A 19,666-nucleotide genomic window follows, 5' to 3' on the forward strand; every position below is an offset into this window, starting at 1 on the left:
AATATGAAAAAAGTTTACCTATTTCTTTTATTAATTTTTTCTTTAGGCCCAATGTTGGCTCAAAAAAACAAAGTCAATCTTCTTGTAGGCACCTATACCAATCCATGTTATAGCAGAGGTATTTATGTGTATGAATTTGATACAAATAATGCTCAAATAAGATTAAAAAAATCATCAGACAGTATCGTTAATCCAAGTTATTTATCGCTTTCCAAGGATGAAAAATTTATTTATGCCGTAAATGAAAATGGAGCAGCTAGTACCGTAAGTTCTTTTGCATTTGATGCAGTAAGCGGGAAACCTAGTTCAATAAATACAGTAAGTTCCAAAGGAGCTGACCCTTGTTATCTTATCAACGATGATAAAAATGTGATAGTTGCGAATTATTCAGGTGGGAATATTTCTGTTTTTGGTAAAAACGAGGACGGTAGTTTGACAGAAGCGAAACAAGTTGTCCAACATTATGGTAAAGGTGTGAATGCCGAAAGACAAGAAAAGCCACATGTTCACATGGTTTATTTTTCGCCGGATAAAAAATATGTTTTAAGTAATGATTTAGGAACCGATAAAATCTATATATACAATTATAACCCAACTGCGACTGCTGATATTTTAAGTTTAAAAGACAGTGTTTCGGTAAAAGCGGGAAGTGGACCAAGACATTTGACATTTAGCAAAAAAGGAAAATATGTTTACTTATTGCAAGAATTGGATGGTTCATTGACAACTTTTAGTTATGCAGACGGAAAATTAACGCAAATCGGTGAAACCACCATTTTGGCCAATGATTATAAAGGTACTTTTAGCTCAGCTGATATTCATGTTTCTCCAAATGGAAAATTCCTGTATGCTTCAAATAGAGGTGACGCCAATACAATTTCGATTTTTAAAATTTCTGGAAAAGGAAAATTAAAATCAAAAGGGCAAGTAAGCACTTTAGGCAAAGGCCCGAGAAATTTTGCGATTGATCCAACAGGCAAGTTTCTTTTGGTAGCGCATCAATATACAAATGATATAGTGATTTTTAAAATAAACAAAAGAAAAGGAACGCTGACAGATACAAAGAAAAGATTTGATTTGTGTTCCCCTGTTTGTTTGGTGTTTGCAAAGTAACAAAAATGTTTAGTATTCGGTTTTTTATTTTTCGGTAACTTCTATTTTTATAAAAACAAATGGTTCATAGTTTTAGCTATGGACCATTTGTTTAGAAGACTAATAACTTAATTCTGCCTACTATTTTTTGTCTTTTCTCTTTTTATCTCTTGTTTTCAACATGTTTCTATTTACTGAACCATGCGTTTTTTTCTTGGTTACACCAGGTCCTCCCAAATTGACTTTTTTATTCTTTTTACTTTTCTCTTGAAAAGCGCCATCGCCTTCCAGTTTTTGTTTTTTCATCAAAAACTTAATAGGTTGCCTGTCTTTTTCAGGTTCGATTAATTTGGATGAAACTTCAACTTCTTCTGGGAAAGTTTCAACCGCTAATTCGGTATTCATCAAAATTTCAATGGCCACTTTTGACTCTTCTTCACGAGGAGTAATTAGACTTATAGCAGTTCCAGTAGCATCGGCACGACCCGTTCTACCAATACGGTGCATGTACAATTCTGGTAATTCGGGCATTTCAAAGTTGATTACATGGGTAATATTCGAAATATCCAAACCTCTCGCCATAATATCGGTAGTGATTAATCCTCGAAGATTTCCTTCTTGAAATTCAGCCATCGTGCTCAAACGGTAATTTTGAGATTTATTGGAGTGGATTACACCAAATTGCCCTTCAAAATCTTCCTCAATACGTTGATGAACCATATCGGAAATCTTTTTGTTATTCACAAAAACCAAAACACGACTCATGTCTTCATTGGTTTCTAATAAGTGTTTTAAAAGATTTATTTTTGTATTGAAATTTGGAACTTGATATGTAATTTGTGTAATGTTTTCAAGCGGTGTTCCAGATGCTGAAAGCGTAACCTCTTCTGGATAATCAAAATAATCATTCAAAATTGCATCTACTTCATCGGTCATTGTCGCCGAGAATAATATGTTTTGACGTTTTTTTGGCATCATAGCCAAAATAGCCGTCAACTGGGTGCGGAAACCTAAATTCAACATTTCGTCAAACTCATCAATAACCAATTTTTGCATTTCTTCAAAACGAATAACGTTATCCAACGTTAAATCCATAATTCGCCCTGGAGTTCCCACAAGTATATCACATCCTTGATAAACCAATGTTTTTTGAGTATTGATATTTACCCCACCAAAAATTCCAATAGTACGAACCGACATGTATTTGGTCAATTTTTCGACTTCTTCTACCACCTGAACTACTAGTTCACGAGTTGGAACAAGGATTACTATTTTTGGAGTATGACCTGGAGTAAATTTGTATAATTTTAATAAAGGCAATAAATAGGCAAATGTTTTACCAGTACCTGTTTGCGCAATTCCCATCATATCACGGCCAGACATTATCACAGAAAAAGTTTTTTCCTGAATAGGAGTTGGGGATGTAAAACCTAAATCGGCTATTGCTTTTTGTACTGATTTAGGGAGATTGAATTGTTCGAAAGTACTCATTATTGTTTTAATTTTGTGCAAAGATAGGTTTTTTGAAACTAAGGAAAGAAAGGTGAGGCTAACTTTGGCTTTATTTACGGAATGGACAGATGCATTTTGAATAGGTGTAAATGGCTATAATGATAAAACCTCTAAAAATTACTTGGGGAAATAATAATCAGAGGTTTAGGAAAACAACCAAAACAAATGGTTTTAAGCACTAATGCTCACTTCCACTTCTTTTGGTTTTATGCTGTAATTCTTTTTTGCAAATAAACGTTTTACTCGAAGCAATAATTCATTTGGATTAAAAGGCTTAGATACAAAATCATCAGCTCCTAAATTAAAAGCCTCAATGACTGTCCCTTCTTCTTCACCCAATGATGAAACCACAATAACAGGAATGTTTTCAAAGGTTTCCTTAGAATATCCTATTATTTCAAGTCCAGAACGAAAAGGAAGCATAATATCAGTAATAATCAAGTCAGGTATAAGTACAGGAATTTTTTCTATAGCACTCAAACCATCTTTACATGATGTTACTTGGTATCCTTCTTTTTTAAGAATGAACTCGAGGATTTTTATCATCAATACATCATCCTCTGCAATCAATATTTTTAAATCTGAATTGTTCATGTTTTTATCTTTTAATCATTCCCTTAGGAGTTTATAGATTTTAAAAATCCATAAAATGCAAATAAATCTGTTGAAATGCATTTGTTCTGTATTTACAACAACTATGCCAAACATTTATTTGCTGTTTTTAAACCTCTTAAAGTTTTGATAAAGAGTCTTAAATTGTTCCCAATTTTATTTATCTAGTAATGATTGAGTTAGGATAAAGAAGTCGCCCAATGATTGAAGAAGCATCATTGAAAATATATAAGTGTTTGTAAACTAAGAAGAATTATAGAATGTTAATTTGGAGCAGAATGATTAGGCTTTTTTGTTAATATCGTCCCGCTTTCCGTTACAATCTCCCGAAAAAAACGGGAGGATTTTCACTTCATATGAGCGAAGCGAACTGGCGAAGCAATCGGGGCTAAGGTTTAGTATTTGGTCTTTTTGCCATCAGCTGAAAAAGAAAAAAGTATGATAGAATTTAGGGTGGCATTATTTATTATACAACTCAATTTCATCAATCATTACCATTGGCTTTTTGTTTTTTCGCTTTCTCCAAATGGGTAATTCTTTTAGATTTTCGACTTCAATTTTTAGAACATCGTATCGGTTAAAGTTATCCGACTTAAATTCCCAAGGTTTTATGGTAACTTCTAAACTTTCTGATAATTCCTCGCTTTCCTGCTGGGTGATAAGTTGCCATTTGTTCTTTTTGAGCCCGTAGATACTGATTTTTTTGGGTGTAAAAATCCAATGTCTTTGATCATTCAAGGAATTGATTCGGATGGTATTGAAATTTAACTTTCGGGTAGTAATTTCAATTTCGGGATTAGTGCCGTACCAGCCAATCCAGTTAATAGCAGGATTTTTGTATCCGCGAACACCGTCAACCAATCCATAAGTTCCTTTGCCTTTGTTTTCATCGGCTGGAGAAGTCAAAAAACGGACTTCATATTTCTCTCCCAAATGGTTGCAGGTGTTTTTCTCTATAGCCAGCCATTCTTGATAGTATTGATCGGGAGTTAGACCACCTTCACTTAGTTCATAAATTCCAAAGTCATTACAGTTTTTTGAAAAGTTCAGTACTCGTTCTCTGAGTTGTTTTCCTTGGTCTTCTTTGTTTTTGTCCGTAAACATTCCGTGCTTGTCTTTGCCATAAAATTTGGCTTGTTCAAAATACACATATTCTAAGGACATCCTCAATTTTAAAACACGCTTTGCTATTATTGGATTATCAACTGAAACCTTTTCTGCTTGACTTATAATTTGATCGTATTGATCCATGGCTTCAGGAGTAAGAAAGGTATTTCTGTTTTGGATAGGATCTGAATAAATGTCTAGATAGCGGTCTGTTTTTTCTTGATATTGAGTTAGTAGATCGATGTATTTTTTAACAAATGGAGCCGCGTTTCCATAAAAACCATTCAGGAAATCATTGGTAACTGCTTCAACATCGGTTTGGGTATCCCAAATTATTTTAGCCAAAAGATATTGTCTTAATTCGTATAAATCCCCAGGAACATCGGCATAACCTTGTACAAAAAGGCCCTTGACCTGATTCTGTTCGAAGAGTTTGTAGTTCTTCGAAAAGGTTTGAAAATTAGGAAAAGGCGAAAGATAGTTGGTGAATTCGACCGTATAGTCCCATAAATAAAAGTGTTGTGCGGTTGTGCTCCAATTTTTGAGGATATCCAAAAAGGCAGCATTGTTTGGTACTTCTGAAATTGCCTTTCCGCGATTCAGTTCTATTGGACAAAAAAGTGTGTAAATATTGGGTTCGATTTTTAGATTTACAGGAGCGCGATAGGTGTGGAGGTAAGCTAATGTGGTGATTTGGGTTTTAGGAAATTGGGATGCAATTTTATTCAGAAAATAATAAAACGAGCCTTGCGGGCCTCCATATTTTTCATTCAGAGTTTTGCATCTGGTACATTCACAATAAACGACATCGTCATTTTGGCTAACCGAAAAAAAGCTTGCATTGGGATTTTGAGCAATTATTTCACTCATTTTTTTGGTGACAATTTCGACCACAGTATCATTGGACATGCACAATGACTCACTGTTGCGTTCTCCTTCGTAGTACGCAAAAAATTCGGGATTGGTTTTGAAATACGTTTTTGCACTAAGTAATTTATAAAAGGAATGTCCCCAAATTCCAAAATCATCAATGTGCCAGTCCAGTTTGTGCCATTCCCTGAAAGCTTCATCATAACAATCGGGATAAAATAAGGCGCGGTATTCAAATGACGGTTTGTAGATTTGATTTGAATTTTTAGGAAAGGAGACTTGTTTTAGCTTAGGAATGAAATTATCGTTTGCTGTGTATTTTCTAAATCCCCAAATTTCCAATAAAGTATAAACGGCGTATCTTAAGGTTTTTTCATTTGAACCAATCAAATAAATATTTTTTTCGTCGCTTTTGATGACAAAAGAATTTTCTTGAGTCGCGTTTTTATTGGAAGCAATTTCGAGAATTATTTTTGAGTTGCCATTACTTTTTGTTTTGTCAACTTGTATAAGAATTGGATTTTCAAAGGCTTGGTCTAAATAAGTTTTTAAAAGCGTTGCGGGATTTTTTGTAGCATCACTTGTGGAAAGTATAAAAACTTCCTGTCCTTTTGTATTTGTTAAATTAAGTGAGTTTTGGGCCATAATTTTACAGTTTGCTACTAACAAAATAAAAATGATGGCTATTATTTTAACTTGTTGGCACATCATTTTTTTAAAATTGATATTGAAACATCAAAGCAATCTCGGTTTCGATTTGTTTCAAGCCGGGTGTGTATTCCTGATTGTTTGCAGATAATTGTAATCCTGTTACGTAATGCTCACCAAACAATCGATAATAACCGCCTCCAATTCTAAAAGAATCAAGAGATAAACGTTCTTCTATTTGTCCAAGGGTAGTTCGCTCATCTGGTGAAGTTCCGTAACCTGCAATTATTGTAAGGTAATCAAATCGGGTATTGAAATAATAGCGACTCGTTAGGGTAAAAGCTGGGTAAACGGTGCTGTTTTCAAATTGAAAGTAGGACCTTAGATTGAGCCAATAGGAACCCAAATATTTTCCAACTCCAACAACTGCAGTGGCAAAATTGGTGTCTTCGGTATCAATGTAGCGAACGCCTAAATCACCTTCCCATCCTTTATTGAAATTATGAAAAAAGGAATATCCGAGCCTTAATTTGGGAAATACAGGATCGCTGCTATAACCTGCTCCAATGTAGGAGTAGCTATTTTTGCTTGTAAAAAGATAACTTTCGGCTTCATACTGAATACCATTGACTACACTTTGTCCATCTGCGTATCGATTGGAATAATTGACTCTGGCAATGGCCGATCCCCAATTTCGTTGCCTAATGTATTGCAAACTTCCATAATGCCAAGGGCCATAACCGGAGCGGTCAAAGGTGGTATAGTTGTAATTGACTCCAATTCGATCCGATTTCAATCGGCTATCAGCAATGAAATAATGCAGTTTGAAATCGGAATCTTTTGGATACATAGCCTCCATTTCTTTTAAATAGGCTTCGCTTTTTTCTTTTTCTCCCTGCAATTCATAGATGGCGAGTTTTTTGTATCTAAAATCTTTTTTTCCTGGGTGTGCAGCAATGGCTTTATTGACAACTATCTCCGCATCCGAATAGTTTTTTTCTTCGATATCCATATTGATTAGGTAAGTGAAGGCATCTTCATAAACAGGATTTTTGTCGATGACATAATTATAATAATATTGAGCACTGTCTTTTGCATTTGTCAATTGATAAATTCTGCCCGTCAGTAAATAAAAATCCAGATAATCGGGAGCCAGTTTTATTCCCAAGTGGGTTTTCTTCAATGCCGACTCATAGTTTTTGTCTTTGTTTACTTCTTTTATGGCAACATTCAAAAGACTGTCAACATCTATTTTTTGTGCCCAAACGACATTATTTTTCGCCATTCCCAATACAAGAAAAAGAATAAAGAGGATTTTGATGTAGTTTTTATGTTTCATACCTTTTAAAAATTTACAATATGCAATCTAATTTTGTTTTGGAGTGGTATTAAATCCCTGCCTTTGCATATTTCCCCAACTTTGTTCTTTCTGTCTAAAAAAATGATAATACCCTTTTAACGACGCATACACGTTTACGGGGTGGTAACAAAAAGGTTCAATAATAGCCATTAATATTAAAACAATAATTTCCTTAGTATTGGCATAGTTTTTATAAATAACATCGTCCAATAGAATAGAAATAAAGGTTATGATAAGATAGAATAAATATACTATCAACGACAGGTAGAGGAAATTTACATAATTTACATCCAAAAGAAAAAAGCCAAGAATCAGAACAATGATGCCAGTTAGTTCTAGAATCGGAATCAAAAATTCAAAGAAAAAGAAATAAGGGAATATTAAAAATCCTGTTTTTTCATATTTCGGATTGAAAAAAATATTTTTGTGTAAATATAAAGTCTGGATCAATCCTCTTGCCCAACGTACGCGTTGACGAATCAAGACTTCTCTTGTAGCTGGAACTTCTGTCCAGCATAAAGATTCAGGAATGTATTGAATTGAAAAAGGTAATTTGTTGTCATACATATATTTTCTCATTCGAGTAATAAGTTCCATATCTTCTCCCAATGATTTGTGCCAATAACCTCCGGCCGCAACAGCAATTTCTTTGTCAAACATACCCAGTCCTCCAGAAACCAACAACAAACCATTGATCTGACTCCAGGCCATTCTGCCAAAAAGAAAGGCGCGAACATATTCCAGTTCTTGAAATCTAGGATACCATCCTTTGGGGAAATGGATTTTGACCAAAAAGCCATCTTTTACTTCGCAAGAATTAGAAATTCGAATACCAGCACCTGTTGCAATGACTCTTTTTTTACTTTCGATGAAGGGTTTTGCTAATTTTATGATGGTATCATTCTTTAGAATACAATCCACATCGGTGCATAAAAACAATGGATATTTGGTTGAATTTATTCCTGCATTTGAGGCATCTGCTTTACTTTTTCCATTTTCTTTATCCACCACCAATAGTTTTGAATAAAGTGAATTTGTGGATTTGTAATGACCTCTTACACGACTTGTTTTAATTTTTTCCTGATAATAAAAATCGACTTTGATTAATTCGAACTCATCAATTAGTTTTTGGAGAGTATCATCGGAACTGCCATCATTTACCAATACGACTTCATATTTTGGATAAGTAAGTGAGAGTAACGATTTAACATTGTAGACAACAGTCGCCCCTTCGTTGAATGCTGGTGCTACTACAGAGACACCTGGGATGTAATTGGATTTGATGATTACATTATTTGGAATGTAATATTTCGTGTTTAGGTGTTTTTTAATCGCATAATAGGATAGCATTGCTAATATGGTATAACAAATGATATAGGTAAAAGAAAATACTCCTATGAAATATGCATATATGTTTAATATATTATCTAGCATTATAAATAAGGTGTTTTAACATGTTTGACTACTTTTTGTACATCTTCATTATCCAAAAAATGTTGTTCAAAATAATGTGAGTTTATTTTGTTGAGACAATAAACGGCATCAAGTTTAATATCCTCGTCGGTTTTATTTTCTAATAATTGAGCAATAAAATGCTCAGAATTGGTTGCTCCTATTCCGGAAAGCGTATCGAAGATTTCTAATTTATTTAGAGTGTCTTCGTGTTTAAATTGTTCAATCAATATCGGTTCTGCCTGGTGGATATATAAAAATTTCACAGCTATAATTGCTTCATGTCGAACCGATTTGTCGTTGTGTTTTAGTAATTTTAGAATGGTTTCATTGTCATTGGTATAGTTGTAAAATACCATCAATTTTATTCCCAATTTGATAATTGAAAGATTATCTGATTTAATCCATTGACTTAAGTTGGAAGGAATTTTTGTTTTTTTCTGATGTAAAATATCCATAATATTGATTTCTTCAGCAATAGTAATTTGGTGTGAGAAATCAACTAAAGTCTCTAATTTGTTTGGTTTTAGTGAGATTAAGGACAAAAAAGCACTGGATTTGACACTTCTGTTTTTATGATTTAAGAATGGAGTAATGAGCGGAGCTCCTTTTTTATATTCTAAAGATTCCAGTTGGTACATCCCTAGACACTTTAAATAAAAGCGATTGCTTTTTAGAAGTTTTTTGGTGTATTCGAATAATTCAAATTGTTCATATAGAAAATGGAAAGTATTGGTGACTTCACCTTTTAGATTCAATTTCAAGAAAATAATCTCATTAAGAATTAATTTTTTGCACCATTTTTTTTCAAATGGAATTCCTTTTTTGAATTGCTCAATTTCGGTTTTAAAAAGAGTTTCATCAAAAGGCGAGAAAATCATGTTGGTTAGGAAACTGTCTATTTTACTTTTTGCGTCTTCAAATTTTGGTCTGAACAAATCGTATCTGAATCTATTGATTATCAGAAAAGCTATTAATAAGATAAGTCCACAAGTCAATATGGGAAGAGCGATGAGGACAAAATAATAAATTAATACATCCATTAATAAGAGGTGCGTTTTGAAAAGGGTTACAAAAAACTAAGCCAATGTTGGGTTGTATTTTTTTTATTAAAAAAAAATCTACATAAAGATAATGATTATTTCAAATATTTTGAATAAAATAATGGAAAACAGTTTGTTATGAAGTGAAAGGGAGTCGGTTTATATGATTATAAAAAACAACTTTTTTAGAAGTTAAACAGATTGAAAATTGTAATTTGGATTTCAAGTAAAAAGAGTAAGTAATTTTTTTTAGTATTTGTCTAAAATCCTTCAAAAACGCCCAATCCAAATAAAGCAAAATCATATTTTACGGGATCTATTGGGTCTAGTTCCCTAAGATTTATATCCAATTCGGTTAGAGCTCTTCCATCATTTTGTTTTCGCGTAAGTAAGCCTAATTTACGGGCTACATTTCCGGAGTGTATATCTAGCGGACAAGAAAGAAGGGAAGGGGAGATGCTTTTCCAAATCCCTAAATCGACACCTTTGTTGTCTTGGCGACACATCCATCTCAAATACATATTTATTCTCTTGGCCGCAGATCCTTTCAATGGGTCAGAAATGTGTTTTTGTGTCCTGTTAAGATGTGGGATTTCAAAAAAAAGCTGTTTGAATTTATGAGTGCTATTTTGCAAATCGTTTCCTTCTATATTTTGGCTAAAGATTGTTTCTAATCCACCATGATTTTGATAAATATGCTGTAATCCTTTAATAAAGCCGATAAAATCTTGTCCGTTGAAAGTACGATGCACGAAATTTTCCAATCGTTCTAAGTCGGTTTCCTGGTGCGACATTACAAAATCATAAGGCGCATTACCCATCACATCCATCATTTTGTGTGCATTCTTGATAATCATTTTTCGATTTCCCCAAGATATAGTGGAGCTCAAGAATCCTGCAATTTCGATATCTTCCTTTTGGGTAAATAGATGCGGAATTTGTACAGGATCACTTTCGATGAAATCCTGATTATTGTATAATAGTACTTTTTCGTCCAGAAAAGATTTAAGTTCAGTTTTATTCATTTTGTTATTCTTTCGAAGTGCTTTTGGAGTAAAAACCATCTTTCAAATCGGTAGTCCGCATTTGAGGTTTTACTTTATAATAGTAATTGAAATATTGGATTTGATTTTTATTCACACAAGGAAGTTTCCCGTCTCCTGAACTCCAAAAAAAATCATTTTCGACAGGAGAATAAAAATTGAGATTACCGTTTTGAAGATATTCAAAAGTAGTACTGGATTTTGTGTTTTTATATGGGAAAATAATATTTTTTGTAGAAAAATTACTGGTTGACAGGGCGAATTTATTTTTAGTAAAAAAATATAAATTAATTGGCATTAACAAAACAAAGCCAGTAATGAAAATTGAAAAGTAAAGAGATAAAAGGACGATTCTTTTTTGTTTCAGGAATAGAGCCGTCAAGAAAAAGGAAAAAAACAATAAAAAATTCATAAAGAACCGATATTGTGGGGAAGTACAAAATAGAAATGTGAAATGTAGGCACATTATAAAGTAAAGGGCCCATATTTCTTTCCTATGGAAATATTTGTATATAAATATCGGACTGGTAAGAATGAGTATTATGCTTAATTTATTGAATAAGCCATGCAATTTAGGTAAAGTTAACCATCTTAAAAATAAATCATAAACGGTCATTTTAGCGTATTGCTCATGTGTCAAAAAATACCCATAGAGTCTAGTTTCTTCATAATACAATTTTGCTACTGTTTCAGGTATTCTATAGTCAGTTTCTAAGAAATGGAAATTGATTACCGGGAAAAATGGAAAACCACTAATGATAGTGTTCTTAATTACAAAAAGGACTAATATAATAATTGATATTAGGACTGATTTAAAAAGTTCAGGTAATAATTTTTTGAAATTTTTCGCCAAAAAAAGAATAGGAATGAAAATTAATGAAAAGGAAGTTGTTTTGATGAACAAGGAAAAAAGAATCAAAATCACTATCAGGTTAAAATTTTCGACATCCAATTTTTTAAAATTTTGTAGAAAATAAAAGAAGATGATTAATGAAAAAATATATATCGGAATATCTGGGGAAGGTGAACTTATAAATTGGAAGAAAAATACGTTTGCCAATGGAAGTAATCCTATTATCAAATAATTTTCATCCTTGTTTTTGAAATAATCATTCAGTTTTGTAATTGCGAATATATTTCCGAGTAAAAGACAAAAACCACTGATGTCATTGAATTTATCATATAAAAATGAAAAACTATATGCACTCTGAAGAATGTGCCAACCACTTGTTTGGGCTAAAAAAAAATGTAAGTTGGCCAAACCTTTTACAAAACCATATTCATTAATCCATTTTATTGTCTGAATATAATATGATTCGTTATCTAAAATATAAGGAATGGAAGCGCATTGGGCCAAAATTAAAATAGTAATAGTGCTAAGTACTATTTTTAAAGGAGTTGTCAGCGAACTTAATTCTTCTAAAAATAATTTATAAAGAAGCCTAATTTCTTTTTGAAATTTAAAAAAAACAGCAAGGTTAATTAAAAGGAGAACTATATGAAACTCAAAGTTTACTCTTCCAAAAATTGCCCAAATACTAGTAAAAATGGTGGTGGTAAAAAGTCCTAAAATAGTATGGATAACAAAATTTTGATTCTTTAATCGTAGGATTCTGTCAGTTACAAAACCGAGATTGATTGTCGAAAAAAATATATAAATCCAACTTAAAAGAATCAATATCATTTTACAGCATTATTTGTCCATCGGTCATTACTAATTTTCTGTCGGCCATATTGGCTAATTCTTCATTATGGGTTACAATCACAAAAGTTTGTCCAAATTCATCTCGTAGTTGAAAAAATAATTGATGCAAATTTTCAGCGGAATGCGTGTCCAGATTTCCTGAAGGCTCATCGGCAAAAATAACATCAGGCCTGTTGATTAGTGCTCGTGCTACAGCAACACGTTGTTGTTCGCCTCCAGATAATTCGTTTGGTTTGTGGTCTATTCTGTGCGATAAACCTAAATATTCCAACAATTTTTTGGCTTCTTTTTCTGTTTCTGTTTTTGATCTATTGGCAATAAAAGCTGGGATACAAACATTTTCCAATGCCGTAAATTCCGGCAGTAATTGATGGAATTGAAATATAAATCCCAAATTCGAATTTCTGAATTTGGACAACGATTTGTCGTTCATTTTCAAAATATCTTCATTGTTTATGAAAAGTGAAGTATCGTTTTCTGGTGTTTGATTTCCGGATTCCTTTTTTGTTGGACTGGGTTTATCCAATGTTCCAAGAATTTGCAATAGTGTTGTTTTTCCCGCACCCGAAGCACCAACAATAGAAACAATTTCGCCTTTTTTAATATGTAAATCCACTCCTTTTAATACTTCAAGTTGATCGTAATATTTATGTATGTTTTTTGCGTGTATCATTTCAAACTGTTTTTACAAAGAAACAAAGTATTTGGTAATTAACCCTCTGATTAAAGCGTTTTTTCTACAGTATAAATTCTGGAAAATAACGACTAGATTCGTATATTTATATCAATTTAATCTCAAAAAAATGGAAAGTAAAAATGTTGTTGCCGTAAAAAACAACCTAAAAAGTAAAAAATTAGTTTTAGGGGTTCTATTTGATGCGATTGGTATGCTGTCTTTTACCATTCCAGGCATAGGCGAATTTGGCGACGTTGTTTGGGCTCCTCTTGCCGGCTTTTTGATGACCAGAATGTATGAAGGTCGAGTGGGTAAGGTTGCTGGTGTTTTAACTTTTGTTGAAGAAATATTACCATTCACAGATGTTGTCCCTTCTTTTACTCTGACATGGATATATACCTATTGGATAAAAAGTAATAATAATGAGGCAAAGAGTTAGTCTATATTTATTTCAAATTTGAAAATCTCTAACAATTTCTTTCAATTGATTATCAAATTCTGGATTTGAAATAACATTTGTCTCAACATCAAAATTAGCCTCGAAACTTGGTAATGAGAATACAGCTTTTATATTGGCATTGAAACGGGGAAAATTATTTTTAGCTATCTCCAGAACGCTTGCACCTCCTCTAGCGCCCGGCGAAGTGGCCATCAATAACATTGGTTTTTCCTGAAATATTTTTCCGTTTATCCTCGAACACCAATCCACGGTATTTTTGAAAGCAGCGCTGTAATTTCCATTATTTTCGGCAAGTGAAACTACCAACAAATCAGCTGCTGCTATTTTTTCCAAAAAGGCTTTAGCCAAAGGATGTTGCCCGATTGCAACTTCCTTATCAACGCTGAATAACGGCATTTCATAATCGTTTAAATCCAAAATTTCAACTTGGGCATTTTCAAACAACCCCGCTGCATAAGTGGCTAATTTTTTGTTGATGGATTTTTTGCTTGGACTTCCTGCAAAGGCTATGATTTTCATAATAAATTAGTTTTTTAGGATTTCTCAATTTCCAAAATTTCTTTTTTAATTTCTACTGAATATTCATTTGGAGAAATTTTTCCGCCATATGTTTTTGCGTACACCTTGGTGAATTCTGCTCCAAAGTAAAGAATTATAGACGAATAATAAACCCATATCAAAATAATTATTACTGAGCTTGCAGCTCCATAGATAGAAGCAATCGTAGAATTTCCCAAATAAAAACCAATAGCAAATTTCCCAATCATAAATAATACAGCCGTGCAAGAAGCACCGAGACAAGCATCTCTCCACTTTATAATTCCGTCTGGCAATGTCCTAAAGATAATTGCAAAAAGCAAAGTGATTATACTAAAGACAATTACTGAATTAACAACATAAAATAAGTAAATCGTACTTTCGGGAAAATATAGTTTCAACCTTGTATTCACTATGTCCAATATGGTATTTACGGATAAACTAACGATCATCAAAAATCCTAATGATACAATCATCGAAAAAGACATTATCCGGTTTTGAATGAACTTTTTGAACCCTTTATTGGGCTTAGCACGCAAACCCCAAATATAATTAATAGAGCTTTGAATCTCCGCAAAGACTCCCGAAGCTCCAATCAATAACATTCCTATTCCAAATATAGTTACAAAAACATTACTTCCAGAAAGCTCAACGTTCTTTATAGCACCTTGAATCTGAATCGCTGCTTCGTTACCAACCAAAGTATTAATTTGTCCATAAAGCTGGCCAGTTACTGCTTCATCTCCAAAGAAAAAACCACAAATTGTAATTATTATAATTAATAAGGGCGGAAGAGCAAAAATGGTATAATAGGCCAAAGCAGCACTAAGTTTTATCGCGTTATCATCTATAAATTCCAAAGTTGCATTTTTGAGTAAAAACCAAGACTTAGATAATAGGTCTTTAAATAGCATAATCTGTTTATTAAAATTGCAACTAAATTAGACCATTCCCTCCTTAAAGTTTTATATGATTCGCTTTAGTTTTTACATAATAATAGACATTTCTTTAGTAACAAATTACATATTCTAAATTGGTCATAAAAAAAACCTGCAAAATGACTCTTGCAGGTTTCTATTTATTTTCTTTATTCCTTACTCTTTTCTTAAAGACTATACGTTGAATCTGAAGTGCATTACGTCTCCATCTTTTACTATATATTCTTTTCCTTCCACTTTAAATTTTCCGGCTTCTTTACATTTCGCTTCTGATCCGTATTGAACGAAATCTTCATAGGCAATCACTTCGGCACGGATGAATCCTTTTTCAAAATCGGTGTGGATAACTCCTGCGGCTTGCGGCGCTGTAGCTCCAATGTTAATAGTCCAAGCACGAACTTCTTTGACACCTGCAGTGAAATACGTTTGTTGCTTTAATAATTTGTAAGCTGCGCGAATCAAAACCGATGCTCCTGGCTCACTCAATCCCATATCTTCCAAGAAAACTTGGCGTTCTTCGTAGCTTTCTAATTCGGTGATATCTGCTTCGGCTCCTACAGAAAGCACAATTACTTCAGCATCTTCATCTTTTACCAATTCGCGAACTTGATCTACATATTTGTTTCCCGAAACCGCTGAATTCTCATCCACATTACAAACGTATAACACTGGTTTTGCAGTAATCAATTGAAAACTTTCCATTAATACTTCCTCGTCGTTACTTTGTGGAGTTACTGTTCTTGCCGATTTTGCCTGCAAAAGTGTTTCTCTGATTCTGTCCAAAAGTGCTTTTTCAGTTTGTGCTTCTTTATTTCCGGTTTTAGCAGCACGATTGACCTTCTCTAAACGTTTTTCAACAGTCTCTAGGTCTTTTAATTGCAACTCAATGTCAATAGTTTCTTTGTCACGGATAGGATTTACATTCCCGTCAACGTGAACAATATTATCATTGTCAAAACAACGCAAAACGTGAATAATAGCATTACATTCTCTAATGTTTCCTAAAAATTGATTTCCTAAACCTTCTCCTTTACTGGCTCCTTTTACCAATCCAGCAATATCCACGATATCTACTGTTGCCATTTGAACACGCTCCGGTTTTACCAGTAATTCTAATTTTTCGATTCTTGGGTCTGGTACATTCACTACTCCAATATTAGGCTCGATTGTACAAAATGGAAAGTTGGCACTTTGCGCTTTTGCATTCGATAAACAATTGAATAATGTTGATTTTCCAACATTTGGTAACCCTACAATTCCTGCTTTCATATTATGTTTGTTTACAAATAACAGTTGTCTACTACTTGTCTTTAGTAATTCCTTTTTTAAAGTTTGCAAATATAAGGTATAAAGACATTACTCCACAAATATTCGACCTTCCTTTTCATTCTTTAGCTTATATAAAGCCTTGAAGTACTCAAATTTTTATCTAGTCTTAACTGAAAGAATCAATTTGACACCACTAAATATTTTTATGTATGATAAACTGGATTTTCCTTTTGTTTCACACATTACTTTGATTTTTCAAATCATTATTGATGCTTGGAATGCCAAGTTAAAATAAATATTGTTTAATTATATAAAAAACACTCTCTTAAATAATAATATCAAAAAAAGGAAAAATATAAAATAAACTCCTAAAATCATCAATTACTTTTTTTCTAATAGTTATCAGTTGTTGGAATTACCGTATTGATAATTATTTTCTAATTTTTAGATAAAATATAACATTTTGTATTTTTTATGTTAATATTTTGTTATATTAGCCTTAGTAATTAACCAATAACCAACCAAACTTAATTGATTATGAGAAAAATCGCGCTATTATTCTTTTTGTTAAATGTCACGTTTATGATGGCTCAAAGAGAAGTTTCAGGAATCGTAAAAGACAAAACGGGCACTCCGCTTCCAGGAGTTAATGTTCAGGAAAAAGGGACGAAAAATGGAATATCAACTGATATGAATGGTAGTTACAAACTAAATGTTAATGAAGGAGCTACATTAGTTTTTAGCTATATAGGATTTACAACAGTTACAAAACCAGCTACAACAGCCATTATCAATGTTGATTTAGAGGAAGAAAGTGGAGGACAAAAACTAGAGGAAGTTGTAGTTACAGGGACTCGTACTGCTCCCCGAAGTAATACTACAAGCGCATTGCCAATTGATGTATTGTCCTCGAAAGATTTGACTGCTACGGGACAAGCGACTTTTGATAAAGCATTGCAATACAGAATTCCGTCATTTAATACTGTAAACACACCTGTAAATGATGCTACTTCATTACTGGATCCGTATGAAATAAGAAATATGGGACCTAGTAGAACATTAATCTTAATCAATGGGAAACGTAAAAATTTAAGTTCATTATTATATGTTCAAACCTCACCAGGACGAGGAGAAACAGGAGCTGATATATCAGCAATTCCAACAGATGCTATCGAAAGAGTTGAGATTTTAAGAGATGGTGCTTCTGCTCAATATGGGTCTGATGCGATTGCAGGTGTAATGAACATTATCCTAAAAAAGAATCATTCTGATGGCTCACTTACTATTAGATCGGGTATTACAGGAGAGGGAGATGGTGAAATGTTAGGAGTTACTTTGAACAATGGAACTACTGTTGGAGGTAATGGTTTTCTAAATTATACTATAGATTTTTCAAAAGTAAATCAAGCTAATAGACCAGGAACTGTTGATGCAGAAGGTGATGCAGGTGATTTTGGTGCTCCTTTAGCAGAAGTGCAGTCATTCCTTGCAAGACGTCCAGATGCGGGTAATATTAATGGATCTCCTGAAACTGCTGCAGCAAAATTCTTAATTAATGGTGGAAATGATTTAAATGATATCACCCAAGTATATTATAATGCTGCTTATGTTTATAAAAAAGTAAATTCATTTGCTAACTATAGAACTCCATATTGGAGAACATTAGATCCAGCGAATCCGTACTTAAATGATTTCTTTGGAAATGGAGATGATGCAAATCCTTCATACGATGGTTATGTGCCAACATTTGAAGGTGACTTAAATGACTATAATGCTACATTAGGTTTTAAAACAACTAAAAATGGTTGGAATACTGATATGAGTATAACTACTGGCGGAAATAGTCAAACTTACTCTGTGAATAATTCTGTAAACAGATCAAATATAAAACAATCAAGTATTGATCCTGATACAGGGCTGCCAGCTGTTGATCCAATCACAGGACAGGTTATTTATACTAATAAATACCAAGAAAATTCCCCAATCTCTTTTAAGCCAGGGGGAACTTCTTTTAACCATATCGTAGGTAATATAGATATTTCAAAAACGCTTTCAGATCATATTAGTATTGGTTTTGGATCGGAGTTCAGAACTGAAACTTTTGGAGTTCAAGCAGGTGATGAAGCTTCATGGGAAGGAATAGGTGCTGATTCATTTGCAGGTAACCGTCCTGAAAATTCTGGAAAATGGAACCGCTACAACTTTGGAGCTTATGGAGATTTAGCATGGGATGTGACCAAAGATTTTTTAATTAATGGTACCGTTCGTTACGAAGATTATAGCGATTTTGGAGATGCAACTGTTTGGAAATTAAGTTCAAGATATAAATTCCTTGATGATAAAGTTACTTTAAGAGGTTCTGTATCTACTGGATTCAGAGCACCAACTTTACACCAGATTTATACTCAAAAATCACAATATTCTTTTGTTCCTGGCCAAGGAATCCAAGTAAGTGGTATTATCAATAATATTTCTCCACAAGCGCGTCAATTGAATATTCCTCAATTGGATGCTGAAAAATCAACAAATATTACTGTTGGTATTGGATCAAAACCATTTAAAAACTTCAATTTTACTCTTGATTATTACAATATCAAAGTGGAGGACAGAATCGTATTAGGGGATAAGCAAAACACTCAATTTGGATCAGTTGCTTGGTTTTCTAACTCTTTCGACACTAGAACTTCAGGATTGGATGTTGTTATGAACTATAATAATATTGGAATAGGATCTGGAAAATTAGGATTTAATTTATCGGGTAATATTACTTTCCAAAATGAAAGAATCTCACCAGTAAGAGCTGGGGACAGCTTTAGCCAAACACTGGAATCATTAATGTTTACTTCAAGACCAGAAACCAAATGGATCTTGGGAGCCAATTATGAAATTGGTAAATTTGGGTTCTCTCTTAATAACACTTACTTTGGTAAAACAACTTTCAACCAAGATGGTTTAAATGCTGATCTGAAAACAGAGTTTATTCCTAAAATCGTTACTGATTTAGGAATTACTTTCTCTGCAACTGAAAAGTTAACTTTAGCTTTTAATGTAAATAATATTTTCAATGTATTACCTGAATGGAAATTTGTAGCTGAAAATGCTGCAGGAAGCGCTATTTTAGCAGATCCAGCGCAAGTAAAAACACAATATAACCTAATTACTTTCAATGGTCGTTACTCTCAAGTTACTTATGATGGATCTCATTTCAGTCAATTAGGGACAATGCTGAATTTATCATTAAACTATAAATTCTAATTTTGATCCACAATTTACAAAAGAGCTATCTTCGGGTAGCTCTTTTTTTATTTCGTTGAATTCCTTAAATTTATACAAAACAATACT

General features: G+C 33.1%; 15 protein-coding genes and 1 pseudogene. 3 read left to right on the top strand and 13 right to left on the bottom strand.

Features of this window, described 5'->3' with window-relative positions; all coding sequences use genetic code 11:
* The first annotated feature begins 3 nt into the window (after positions 1 to 3).
* Positions 4 to 1,113: a lactonase family protein gene (locus HQN62_RS07965; RefSeq protein ID WP_173503952.1), complete on the top strand. Its 1,110-nt coding sequence runs from the start codon at positions 4 to 6 to the stop codon at positions 1,111 to 1,113.
* Between the two features lie 120 nt (positions 1,114 to 1,233).
* On the opposite strand, the gene HQN62_RS07970 is transcribed toward HQN62_RS07965, so the two are convergent.
* The 10 genes and pseudogenes from HQN62_RS07970 to HQN62_RS08010 form a co-directional block, all read right to left on the bottom strand.
* Positions 1,234 to 2,583: a DEAD/DEAH box helicase gene (locus HQN62_RS07970; RefSeq protein WP_116795678.1), complete on the bottom strand. Its 1,350-nt coding sequence runs from the start codon at positions 2,581 to 2,583 to the stop codon at positions 1,234 to 1,236.
* A 192-nt stretch (positions 2,584 to 2,775) separates the two neighbouring features.
* Positions 2,776 to 3,198, bottom strand: coding sequence for a response regulator transcription factor (locus HQN62_RS07975; RefSeq protein ID WP_116795677.1), 423 nt, complete (start codon positions 3,196 to 3,198; stop codon positions 2,776 to 2,778).
* A 477-nt stretch (positions 3,199 to 3,675) separates the two neighbouring features.
* Positions 3,676 to 5,838, bottom strand: a complete 2,163-nt coding sequence (locus HQN62_RS07980; protein WP_254454500.1) for a DUF4838 domain-containing protein — start codon at positions 5,836 to 5,838, stop codon at positions 3,676 to 3,678.
* Positions 5,839 to 5,908: 70 nt separating this feature from the next.
* Positions 5,909 to 7,180: a YaiO family outer membrane beta-barrel protein gene (locus HQN62_RS07985; RefSeq protein WP_173503953.1), complete on the bottom strand. Its 1,272-nt coding sequence runs from the start codon at positions 7,178 to 7,180 to the stop codon at positions 5,909 to 5,911.
* 27 nt (positions 7,181 to 7,207) lie between these two features.
* Positions 7,208 to 8,635, bottom strand: coding sequence for a glycosyltransferase family 2 protein (locus HQN62_RS07990; protein WP_116795675.1), 1,428 nt, complete (start codon positions 8,633 to 8,635; stop codon positions 7,208 to 7,210).
* Positions 8,635 to 9,696, bottom strand: coding sequence for a HEAT repeat domain-containing protein (locus HQN62_RS07995; protein ID WP_173503954.1), 1,062 nt, complete (start codon positions 9,694 to 9,696; stop codon positions 8,635 to 8,637). Before HQN62_RS07995 ends, HQN62_RS07990 begins: the two co-directional genes overlap by 1 nt.
* A 260-nt stretch (positions 9,697 to 9,956) precedes the next feature.
* The gene (locus tag HQN62_RS08000) at positions 9,957 to 10,721 is read right to left on the bottom strand and encodes a TIGR02757 family protein (protein ID WP_173503955.1); all 765 of its coding nucleotides are present in this window, start codon (positions 10,719 to 10,721) and stop codon (positions 9,957 to 9,959) included.
* A 4-nt stretch (positions 10,722 to 10,725) separates the two neighbouring features.
* On the bottom strand, positions 10,726 to 11,151 hold the full coding sequence (locus HQN62_RS08005; RefSeq protein ID WP_173503956.1) for a hypothetical protein: 426 nt from the start codon (positions 11,149 to 11,151) through the stop codon (positions 10,726 to 10,728).
* 45 nt (positions 11,152 to 11,196) lie between these two features.
* Positions 11,197 to 12,423 (bottom strand): annotated as a pseudogene (locus HQN62_RS19170) (DUF8201 family protein); the annotation flags it as partial.
* 1 nt (position 12,424) lies between these two features.
* Positions 12,425 to 13,117: an ABC transporter ATP-binding protein gene (locus tag HQN62_RS08010; protein WP_173503957.1), complete on the bottom strand. Its 693-nt coding sequence runs from the start codon at positions 13,115 to 13,117 to the stop codon at positions 12,425 to 12,427.
* A 130-nt stretch (positions 13,118 to 13,247) separates the two neighbouring features.
* On the opposite strand from HQN62_RS08010, the gene HQN62_RS08015 reads away from it, so the two are divergent.
* Positions 13,248 to 13,559, top strand: coding sequence for a hypothetical protein (locus tag HQN62_RS08015; protein ID WP_173503958.1), 312 nt, complete (start codon positions 13,248 to 13,250; stop codon positions 13,557 to 13,559).
* Between the two features lie 12 nt (positions 13,560 to 13,571).
* On the opposite strand, the gene HQN62_RS08020 is transcribed toward HQN62_RS08015, so the two are convergent.
* The 3 genes from HQN62_RS08020 to ychF form a co-directional block, all read right to left on the bottom strand.
* Positions 13,572 to 14,099 carry an NADPH-dependent FMN reductase gene (locus HQN62_RS08020; protein ID WP_173503959.1) on the bottom strand — a complete coding sequence of 176 codons (528 nt, stop codon included), beginning with the start codon at positions 14,097 to 14,099 and terminating at the stop codon, positions 13,572 to 13,574.
* 14 nt (positions 14,100 to 14,113) lie between these two features.
* Positions 14,114 to 15,031, bottom strand: a complete 918-nt coding sequence (locus HQN62_RS08025) for a YihY/virulence factor BrkB family protein (protein ID WP_173503960.1) — start codon at positions 15,029 to 15,031, stop codon at positions 14,114 to 14,116.
* Positions 15,032 to 15,229: 198 nt separating this feature from the next.
* Positions 15,230 to 16,324, bottom strand: a complete 1,095-nt coding sequence (gene ychF / locus HQN62_RS08030) for a redox-regulated ATPase YchF (RefSeq protein ID WP_111409214.1) — start codon at positions 16,322 to 16,324, stop codon at positions 15,230 to 15,232.
* 537 nt (positions 16,325 to 16,861) lie between these two features.
* Between ychF and HQN62_RS08035 the strand changes: the two genes are divergently transcribed.
* Entirely contained in the window at positions 16,862 to 19,579 is a 2,718-nt protein-coding gene (locus HQN62_RS08035; protein ID WP_173503961.1) for a TonB-dependent receptor, read from the top strand.
* Positions 19,580 to 19,666 lie beyond the last annotated feature (87 nt).

Origin of the sequence: Flavobacterium sp. M31R6 (assembly GCF_013284035.1) — a bacterium.
GTDB lineage: Bacteria > Bacteroidota > Bacteroidia > Flavobacteriales > Flavobacteriaceae > Flavobacterium.

Bases quoted from the DNA above. Each gene is read 5' to 3' on its own strand.
- HQN62_RS08025 (WP_173503960.1), bottom strand. From the start codon at position 15,031: ATGCTATTTAAAGACCTATTATCTAAGTCTTGGTTTTTACTCAAAAAT.
- HQN62_RS08015 (WP_173503958.1), top strand. From the start codon at position 13,248: ATGGAAAGTAAAAATGTTGTTGCCGTAAAAAACAACCTAAAAAGTAAA.
- HQN62_RS08005 (WP_173503956.1), bottom strand. From the start codon at position 11,151: ATGAATTTTTTATTGTTTTTTTCCTTTTTCTTGACGGCTCTATTCCTG.
- HQN62_RS08035 (WP_173503961.1), top strand. From the start codon at position 16,862: ATGAGAAAAATCGCGCTATTATTCTTTTTGTTAAATGTCACGTTTATG.
- HQN62_RS08010 (WP_173503957.1), bottom strand. From the start codon at position 13,117: ATGATACACGCAAAAAACATACATAAATATTACGATCAACTTGAAGTA.
- HQN62_RS07985 (WP_173503953.1), bottom strand. From the start codon at position 7,180: ATGAAACATAAAAACTACATCAAAATCCTCTTTATTCTTTTTCTTGTA.
- HQN62_RS07995 (WP_173503954.1), bottom strand. From the start codon at position 9,696: ATGGATGTATTAATTTATTATTTTGTCCTCATCGCTCTTCCCATATTG.
- HQN62_RS07990 (WP_116795675.1), bottom strand. From the start codon at position 8,635: ATGCTAGATAATATATTAAACATATATGCATATTTCATAGGAGTATTT.
- HQN62_RS08000 (WP_173503955.1), bottom strand. From the start codon at position 10,721: ATGAATAAAACTGAACTTAAATCTTTTCTGGACGAAAAAGTACTATTA.
- HQN62_RS07980 (WP_254454500.1), bottom strand. From the start codon at position 5,838: ATGGCCCAAAACTCACTTAATTTAACAAATACAAAAGGACAGGAAGTT.
- HQN62_RS07965 (WP_173503952.1), top strand. From the start codon at position 4: ATGAAAAAAGTTTACCTATTTCTTTTATTAATTTTTTCTTTAGGCCCA.
- HQN62_RS07970 (WP_116795678.1), bottom strand. From the start codon at position 2,583: ATGAGTACTTTCGAACAATTCAATCTCCCTAAATCAGTACAAAAAGCA.
- ychF (WP_111409214.1), bottom strand. From the start codon at position 16,324: ATGAAAGCAGGAATTGTAGGGTTACCAAATGTTGGAAAATCAACATTA.
- HQN62_RS07975 (WP_116795677.1), bottom strand. From the start codon at position 3,198: ATGAACAATTCAGATTTAAAAATATTGATTGCAGAGGATGATGTATTG.
- HQN62_RS08020 (WP_173503959.1), bottom strand. From the start codon at position 14,099: ATGAAAATCATAGCCTTTGCAGGAAGTCCAAGCAAAAAATCCATCAAC.